This window comes from Vibrio sp. 1288 (assembly GCF_033344475.1).
The window spans coordinates 1-1,077 of the sequence record NZ_JAWPOX010000142.1; the positions used below are offsets into that span (position 1 = coordinate 1).

Annotated in this window: 2 pseudogenes; both read left to right on the forward strand. The window is 48.3% G+C overall.

The annotated features are described in order from the left end of the window. Positions 1-442: pseudogene (locus R8O11_RS25175) on the forward strand (flagellar basal body M-ring protein FliF); the annotation flags it as partial. Continuing rightward, positions 435-1,077: pseudogene (locus tag R8O11_RS25180) on the forward strand (flagellar motor switch protein FliG); the annotation flags it as partial. The pseudogenes R8O11_RS25175 and R8O11_RS25180, both read left to right, overlap by 8 nt.

The window sequence follows — 1,077 nt, forward strand, 5'->3', positions numbered from 1 at the left end:
CGGCTTTGATCAATCTCGTGGTGATTTACTTAACGTATTGAGCGTCAAGTTTGCCGAGCCAGAAACCGAGCAGCTTGTTGACCAACCGATTTGGGAACACCCGAACTTCAACGATTGGGTTCGTTGGTTCGCCAGCGCTTTAGTTATCATCGTGGTTGTGCTTGTACTGGTTCGCCCTGCAATGAAGAAACTGCTTAACCCAGCTGGTGATGACGACGATGAAATGTACGGCCCAGACGGTTTGCCAATTGGTGCCGATGGCGAAACCAGCCTAATTGGTAGCGACATTGAAAGCAGTGAGCTGTTTGAATTTGGTTCAAGTATCGATCTGCCTAACCTTCATAAAGATGAAGACGTACTGAAAGCGGTTCGTGCACTTGTAGCGAACGAACCAGAGCTAGCGGCTCAAGTTGTGAAAAACTGGATGAACGAAAATGGCTAACGATATCGTACCTCAAGATGAAAACGGCGCAGGCATGCCAGTTGAGTTTGATGCCTCCACCATTACTGGTGAAGAGAAAGCGGCCATTTTGTTATTAAGTCTGAATGAGCAAGATGCGGCTGGCATCATCCGTCATTTAGAACCGAAACAAGTACAGCGTGTTGGTAGTGCAATGGCGCGTGCAAAAGATTTAAGCCAAGAGAAAGTATCGGCGGTGCACCGTACGTTTTTGGAAGATATCCAGAAATACACCAACATTGGTATGGGCAGCGAAGACTTTATGCGTAATGCCTTGGTGGCCGCGCTGGGTGAAGACAAAGCGAACAACTTGGTTGATCAAATTCTGCTGGGTACCGGTTCGAAAGGTCTGGATTCATTGAAATGGATGGACCCACGCCAAGTGGCAAGCATTATCGTCAACGAACACCCGCAAATTCAAACCATCGTATTGTCGTACTTGGAAGCGGATCAATCGGCGGAAATTCTTTCTCAGTTCCCAGAGCGTGTGCGTTTGGATCTGATGATGCGTATTGCCAACCTTGAAGAAGTTCAGCCATCAGCATTGGCAGAGCTAAACGAGATCATGGAGAAGCAGTTCGCGGGTCAAGCGGGTGCACAAGCAGCCAAGATTGGCG